The sequence below is a fragment of the Bacteroidia bacterium genome, from assembly GCA_016218155.1.
Lineage (GTDB): Bacteria > Bacteroidota > Bacteroidia > Bacteroidales > GWA2-32-17 > GWA2-32-17.
This window is the reverse complement of sequence record JACREQ010000006.1, coordinates 20,039-27,639: the sequence shown is the minus strand read 5'-3', so window position 1 is coordinate 27,639 and position 7,601 is coordinate 20,039. Positions and strand designations below refer to the sequence as shown.

Here is a 7,601-nt window from a genome sequence, read left to right as displayed (position 1 = left end):
ACTACTTTCAGTGCCTAACACCACCTACGAATACAACGAGCAGAATGTGCAAATTGACAAATACTACATCAAATAAATTTCTTAGCGGTTTGACACAGACTGCAAGCAAATGCTCGTCGTTCCGTAGCTTTAAACGTTAGCGGCAAGCATTAGGACATTGTTGATCTTAAACTGACAGTAAAAAAATGATTTAATTTAAGAAATAAAAAAATGATAGTTGACACAGAATTTAATATTCATTCAGACGCAGGAGGTGGCGACCCTGACATTACAAGTCCGACACTTCGCTTTTATCACAAAATATTATGGAGTAAGCCTTTGCCAAATGGACAAGTTTTTGAACTGACAAATAAAAAGAGTGGAGCTTATCTATATCATAAATCGGACTTGGGAGAATTTTATTTAGGAAGCGATGCAATCACTCACTCATACAGACATCACAAAAGAAAAGAGTGGTTAACAAAGCAAATTCAGAGTGAAGTAAACGAACTTTACGAAACTGGCTCAACAATTGGCTCTTTCACAATATTTCCTAACAACAGAGTTGACAAAAAACATACAATAAATCAAGCACGAGGAGTCATCAATCTTATTGACGACAGATTTGATCTAACTTTAGAATGCATCCGACTTTTTTATTTAGGAGAGAAAAGTCCTCTTTACGATACAATTTTGAGATATAAAAGCTTCTTTGACTTGTTTGAGGGTTTTACAGGTTATGTCAAGTTTTTTTTGCTTGACGACCTTGTTGATGAAAATGAAAAAGTAAAATTTTACTTACCGAATGACAATTTCAAAACAAAACCTACTTTTTCCTGCATTGACGATTATTTAAAATATAAAAATGGTGTAGTGAACTTTATTAAATCAAGAAAAAAAAGAATTGAAAACTATGCAAGACAACTGACAGAATAAAAGTATGCCAGCCGCTAACACACGTTTGGTAAAAACTGGGCGGGTGGTGCAACTTGACAATGACAACAATATACAAACATATTAACGGTTTGACGCCCTCTGCGGCTAATCGCCCAGCTTTTCCAAGCGCCAAACGTTAGGTGCTATAAGTGAAAAAAAACAAATCCGAGAATTGTGTTAACTATAAAAACTGTTTGCAACTTGACAAAATTAAAATCACATATCTCCTTGACACGTTGTTGCGACTTGACGATTTTAAACAGTTTTTTAATGTTTACAAAAATATTCACCAACAAAAAATATATTCGGACTTTTTTTATTAGTTTTAAATTTCGTATGACTCAATTATTTAATAAAATATCCCTGACCTCACACGCGTTGGACTTTAATATTCAATCTCGGTTCTCGTTGACGCAATTTACAGACTGCATATTTCGCACCTCGTTGACATCAATGTTGGTTCACATTGACATCAACTACTTACAGCACCTAACACCACCTACGACCCAAGCAGGCAGTAGTAACATTATGACAACGATTACGAATATCAAACATTTTAGCGGTTTGACAGCGACGTGCAAGCAAATTGCCTGCTTGGGGCGTAGCTCCGAACGTTAGCAATAAGCGATAAAAAAAGAAAAGCATCTTGACAAATTTGAGTTTAATCAGTCTGACTAAAACAAGAAAAATATTAAAATGTTTCTCGTTGATTATTTCTTACCAATTTGACAATTCTGTAGCTCGTGGACAATTAGTTAAAAATTTAGTTTTTTTGCCACCCCGCTTTTTTAACAAGAAAAATCATAAATGTCTAATTTTAAGAATAAATCTAAAGGTAATCTATATTAATCTTTTACTAAACACTGTTTTTTTGGGACTAAAATATTAAAAAATCAAAGGATGAACGATGACTTTAAAATTCTAACGTAGGCAATTTACATTTGAACGTCAATAACATTATGCTAACGTTTTTGATTTTTTATTTGACGAACGAAAATACTTTATATTAAAAATTTCAATATCATTATAAATTAATTAATAGTGTGGTTTTCTTGAAAACATCAAATAAAAATACGAAAAGATTTAACCCCATCGCACATTTAGCACATTTGCAGGTCGCACAAGCCAACGCACAACCAAAACCTGCAAAAGAGCTAAATCTTGCCTGCCCGCATGCTTCGTTGGTAGTTCTGTTCTTTGTTTTGACAAATTTGTTCTCTGTTGACACTTTTGCACAAATTCAAAGTCCTAATATACCAACCTTTGAAAAACAACCTAATCCTATTTCTAATACTCAAAGCTATTCGACAGGGCAAACACAACAGGACTATTCCACATTAAATCACTCTGATTTACAAACTAAAAAAGTAAATGCTAATGTACCTGACAATATCTACAACTCACTTAACAAAAATAATTTTGTACTTACTTCAAATAGTACCATTCCGGGAAAAACTTCATCATCGGTAGATAATGTCTATTCGATTATTAATGAAATGAAAAATTATGAACCATCTATTAATTATCATTTCCCTTCTTTGCAATCTGCAACTGGCTTCAATAGTTTCAATTCTGCTTATCAGGAATTATTAGACATGTTAGAAGGTCGCAAAACTTTGGATTTAAAAAGAGCCGTATTTATTACTGAAAATGCTTTTTTCGGAAACCAAATGAAATATGAAGACTATAAGAAAAGTATTGCAGAAATGGCATTACTTATTCAACTTAAAATGCAACAGGAAAAATTATCCGTCAGTAACAATGATGCTATTCTTTACATGACACATCAGTACTTTACCGACACATTAAACATAAAATTAAGAGTTCAGGAAAAAACTGTAACAACTTTTCCAAAAACTTATGACTTTCAAGACCCATTCGGTAACGAAGACCCAACCAAAATGTTTGTTTCAAAACTGATGGTCAAAAACTCTGGACAATGCAAATCACTTCCGTTGTTATTTCTTATTTTAGTTAATGAATTAGGCGGTAACGCCTATCTTTCGTTTTCTCCTTCACACTCATATATTAAAAGTAAAGACAAGAATGGCGTTTGGTATAACATTGAACTAACAAATGGCATGTTAACAAGTGATTCTTGGGTTGTTGGTTCAGGTTATATAAAATCAGAAGCAGTAAAAAGCGGTATTTTCCTTGACACACTGAATAAAAAAGAAGTTATTGCACAATGTCTTGTTGACCTTGCTCAATATTATACTTGGCATTATAAAGCACAAGACGACTTTGTTTTAAAATGTGTAAACAAAGCATTAGAATTTCATCCAAACAACATTTGGGCTATACAGGTAAAATCAGATTATTACTCATATCTTTTTAAATATGTTTCTGAACAAAAAGGATTTTCAAATATCGAACAATTGAAAAAAGACCCGAAAGCATTGGAATTATTTACCCAACGAAATCGGATTTATGCTTTAATAGATGGTTTAGGTTATCAGCCTATGCCTGAACAGGCATACATAGATTGGCTAAAAACATTAAACGAAAAACAGCAAAAACAAGAAAGCGAACAACAATACATTAATTTTTCAAAAATAGTACGTTAATGAAATATTACTTTTTAATATTATTCTTTGTGTTCTCATTTGACTCGTTTAGTCAAGATACTATTGCTATTCAAAAGCAATACTATGAGAATGCTTATAATGAAATTAATTCAATGCTTGAAGGCAAGCAACAGTATAGTTTTAAAAAAGCTGTATTTATTACAGAAAATTGCTTTTTAAATAATAAATTAAAATATGAAATATTTTGTAACAAAATATTTAATCTTTCACTTCGTTGTTCCGACTTTGCAAAAATCAATTATAATAATCTTATTTATGAATTTGATGACAAACCAAATATTATTAAATATGCTTCCGTTTTTAAGATAATGACTGATAGTATTCCATTAATCAAATTAGATGGAAAAATGTTAAATAATACCCCTTTTGTATATGACTTTGAAGATATTTGGGGAGGTAAAGATTGGTCAAAAATGTTTGTTTCAAAACTATTAGAAACTCATAAAGGAAATTGCCATTCTTTACCTTTTCTATATAAAATAATATTGGAAGAAATGGGCGAAAAAGCATATTTAGCATTAGCACCTAATCATATTTATATTAAACTTTATTCTAAAAAAACGGGAATGTATAACACCGAATTAACAAGTGCTGCATTTCCTATAGATGCATGGTTAATGGCTTCAGGATATATTCATTTAGATGCAATTCGTAGCGGTATATATATGGACACGTTAAACAATCAGCAATCTTTATCATTATGTCTGCTTGATCTTGCAAAAGGATATGAAAGAAAATTTGGAAACAACATTGATGGATATTCTGCTAAATGTACCGAAACAGCATTAAAATATTACCCGAACTTTATTAATGCTAGGTTAATGAAATCGGAAATATTAAAAAATAATTTCGATATATTAATGGTAAAATATAAAGCAAAAAATCCATCCGATATTTTCCAATTTCCCGAAGCAAAAAAGATGTTCGATGATTACGAAAAACTTATTGTTCAAATTCATAAATTAGGTTATCGTAAAATGCCTGAAAGAATGTATCTCGATTGGTTACTCGATTTAAAAGAGCATCAGGAAAAATATACTGATAAAAAAATAATTAATACCTTTAAATCTTCAAAACCTGACTAATATGAAAACAAAACTGTTTATTACACTGTTTGGTTTAATGGTTTATTCATTAAACATAATTGCACAGCAACCTTATAATCCTTATAAATCAATAGGAAAAGAGGCAAATGTTTTGACTTTAAGTAATGGTAAATACGATGAATTTTTCGATACCGATTCTCTTGAAGTCATTGGCTCTGCTGTTTTAAATACCAGAACCATGAAAGTTATAGGGTTTATAACACAAGACACATTGTATTCTGAGGCAACACTTGAACCTGAAATTGTAAGCCGTTGGTTAAGTCCCGACCCTTTGGCAAGAAAATTTCCATATGAAAGTCCCTATGGTGCATTTGCAAATAATCCTATTCTATATACAGACCCTGATGGTAGAGCAGTTCGAGCGGCTAATGCCGAAGCTCTATCTCTTATGTATGCTTTATTTAGTACCTTTAATACAAAGATTGATGGGCAATCTGCAACTGGTTTAGAATTATTCGGTCTTTCATCTAAAGACCAAAATGATCCTTTATTTAAAACAAGTGATGTCAAACAATTTCAAGATTTGCTTAATCGTTCTTCACTTACAAAAGAACAGAAATCACAAGCCACTTCTTTGTTTACAGTATTATCTGCATCAGATGTAGTTGAAGTAGGAATTGTTAATGAAGCGACTACTTTAAATCAAGGTAGTGGTACAGAAAATTCTTCAACCACTCCTCCAGTATATTTAACAACAGCTAATAAACAAGCCGACGCCCTTCTTGATAAAACTCTGAGAGGTGATGCAACAAACACTGAAATTCGTTCCACATTATTAAATCAAGAAACAAGCGGCAAATTAGGAGACAATGAAGCGTATGGCTATTTTAAAAATTCTGAGGATTATGCACCTGTTGGTGCTGTAAAAGGAATTTTACTTATTAATGATAATGGCACGTTAAATAATGCGTTCACTTATGATTTCGGTAATGAAAATACCGGTAAAAATTCCGGTACGGCAAGAGATGCAATTAAGCAAGGTTTAATTAAATTTTCAGAATCAAAAGAATTTAAGAAAGAATATACCAAATAATATTAGAATCTACAACTCATCATGAAACATATAAAAATAATATTATTTGTTTTTTTTTCTTGTAATACATTAATATCATTCTCGCAAAAATTAGATGGTGTGTATATAAAAGCAGATTGCTTTTATATCATTTCTAAGAAGTATAACGATACTATAATCGCTTATGGTAATCCCAAATGTTCTCTATTTAAAATAGACACTACAATAAACGGTACTTGGATTATGTATTCGCAGAATGATTCAACATTAATAATCTATAAAGCAACGGTATTTAATCACAAACTTGAAGGTATAGAATACTCTCTTAATCAAGTATTGAGTTATAAATTATTTGTAAATTATAATGATGGTAAAAAGAATGGTTCTTTTTTACAAACAACTCTTGATAATAAAGTTAAATATTTCTGTGATTATAATATGGACAAAATTTCAGGCGACAACTATTTTTATGAATATGGGAATAATGGTAAATTATCCAAAATAAAAAGATATAATAAGAAAGGAAAATTGAAAGAGGAAAAATTATTTGATACAGGAGTTTATGAAAAATATTATACTCCTAAAAAATAGAAAATAAATAACTTTCATTGAATAATGAAATTTGTATTCGCTTTATTTTTAACAGTGTTATTTTATCCTATTAAAGGTCAAAATTTAAAATATTTAGACTGTGTACTATTAGAAAAGTCATTTAATACAGAGATTTTTAAAAAACATTTTTTCATCTGCAAATATCCTAATGAACCACTAATAATTGTTGATACTAATAAATATTTTAGTGATTGTACTTTACCGCTTTTGTGTGAACGAAAAGTACGTATAAGTAGAATCTGGCCTACTAATGTAGATATTAATAGAGGTTCAAGTAAAGAAACTATTAATTTAATAATTCTTTCAGATATAAAAGTTAACAATGGCAGCTATACAATACATTTTTGGCAACCTTGTAATAATGGCAGTCTTATTCTTGAGTTAAGACAAAAAAGACAAAAAATTAAAATTAAAACCATTAGTTACGGAGTTTACTAATGTCGGTATTTAAGGAGGTATTAAATTTTGTTGCCAAAGTTCACATAATATTTTTATTTCTAAAACGTTAATTTGTTATGTGAAACCTTTAATACTTAAAATCATGGCAACTAACAAAGACATCGTAAACGAAATTTCAAAGCACGGAAGCTATGAAACTGGCCACGCCAAAAACGTAGCAAACTTTGAAAAAATGGTTGATTTTTGCGTTGGATATGGAACAACGTACAACCCAAGTAAAACCACAATTAAAGTAGCAGCATTGCAAACGCTGTTGACAAATTCTAAGAACGCTATTTTGGCGGTAAACACAAACATTCCTGCTTATTCTAATGCTATTGCAGCAAGAGAATTGGCATTTGAACCACTTAGCAAACTTGTTACAAAAATCATTAACTCGCTTAAAGCAACTGACACAAGCCAACAGGTTGTTGACAATGCAAAAACTTATGCAAGAAAACTACAAGGAAGAAGAGCAAAGGCAATTATTAAAAATGCAAATTTACCACTTGGTGAACCAGTGCCTGGAGCAGAAATTTTAATCGAACAGGAATCAAAGAACATTTCCGCTTCACAAATGAGTTATGACAATCGCTTGGACAACTTAGATAAGTTAATTAAACTTCTTAGCTCTGTGACAACTTATGCCCCAAATGAGGCAGAATTAAAAACTACTGCTTTGACAACTCTTATCAATGACTTAAAAACTAAAAATTCTGCTGTTATTTCTGCTCTTGTTCCAATTTCAAATGCCCGCATTTCTCGAAACGACATCCTGTACAAAGAAAATACAGGCTTAGTTGATATAGCTTTCGACGTAAAAGCTTATGTAAAGTCCCTTTTTGGTGCAACAAGCCCCCAGTATAAACAAATAAGCTACCTCGTTTTTACAAGAACGAAGTAAAAAAGTAAAACTGCCTGCCGCAAAGT

7 protein-coding genes are annotated in these 7,601 nt (G+C 31.1%); all 7 read left to right on the top strand.

Annotated features, from left to right (window positions below; translation table 11 throughout):
• The first annotated feature begins 213 nt into the window (after positions 1-213).
• The 7 genes from HY951_00650 (at position 214) to HY951_00620 (ending at position 7,575) form a co-directional block, all read left to right on the top strand.
• Complete coding sequence (locus HY951_00650) at positions 214-915, top strand: hypothetical protein (protein ID MBI5538542.1); 702 nt, start codon at positions 214-216, stop codon at positions 913-915.
• A 1,052-nt stretch (positions 916-1,967) separates the two neighbouring features.
• On the top strand, positions 1,968-3,482 hold the full coding sequence (locus HY951_00645) for a hypothetical protein (protein MBI5538541.1): 1,515 nt from the start codon (positions 1,968-1,970) through the stop codon (positions 3,480-3,482).
• The gene (locus HY951_00640; protein MBI5538540.1) at positions 3,482-4,588 is read left to right on the top strand and encodes a hypothetical protein; all 1,107 of its coding nucleotides are present in this window, start codon (positions 3,482-3,484) and stop codon (positions 4,586-4,588) included. The genes HY951_00645 and HY951_00640 overlap by 1 nt, the downstream gene beginning before the upstream one ends.
• Before the next feature lies 1 nt (position 4,589).
• Complete coding sequence (locus HY951_00635; GenBank protein MBI5538539.1) at positions 4,590-5,642, top strand: hypothetical protein; 1,053 nt, start codon at positions 4,590-4,592, stop codon at positions 5,640-5,642.
• 21 nt (positions 5,643-5,663) lie between these two features.
• Entirely contained in the window at positions 5,664-6,212 is a 549-nt protein-coding gene (locus HY951_00630) for a hypothetical protein (GenBank protein MBI5538538.1), read from the top strand.
• Positions 6,213-6,236: 24 nt separating this feature from the next.
• Complete coding sequence (locus HY951_00625; protein MBI5538537.1) at positions 6,237-6,671, top strand: hypothetical protein; 435 nt, start codon at positions 6,237-6,239, stop codon at positions 6,669-6,671.
• Between the two features lie 103 nt (positions 6,672-6,774).
• Positions 6,775-7,575: a hypothetical protein gene (locus HY951_00620; protein MBI5538536.1), complete on the top strand. Its 801-nt coding sequence runs from the start codon at positions 6,775-6,777 to the stop codon at positions 7,573-7,575.
• Positions 7,576-7,601: the final 26 nt, after the last annotated feature.

Bases quoted from the DNA above. Each gene is read 5' to 3' on its own strand.
- HY951_00625 (MBI5538537.1), top strand. From the start codon at position 6,237: ATGAAATTTGTATTCGCTTTATTTTTAACAGTGTTATTTTATCCTATT.
- HY951_00620 (MBI5538536.1), top strand. From the start codon at position 6,775: ATGGCAACTAACAAAGACATCGTAAACGAAATTTCAAAGCACGGAAGC.
- HY951_00635 (MBI5538539.1), top strand. From the start codon at position 4,590: ATGAAAACAAAACTGTTTATTACACTGTTTGGTTTAATGGTTTATTCA.
- HY951_00640 (MBI5538540.1), top strand. From the start codon at position 3,482: ATGAAATATTACTTTTTAATATTATTCTTTGTGTTCTCATTTGACTCG.
- HY951_00630 (MBI5538538.1), top strand. From the start codon at position 5,664: ATGAAACATATAAAAATAATATTATTTGTTTTTTTTTCTTGTAATACA.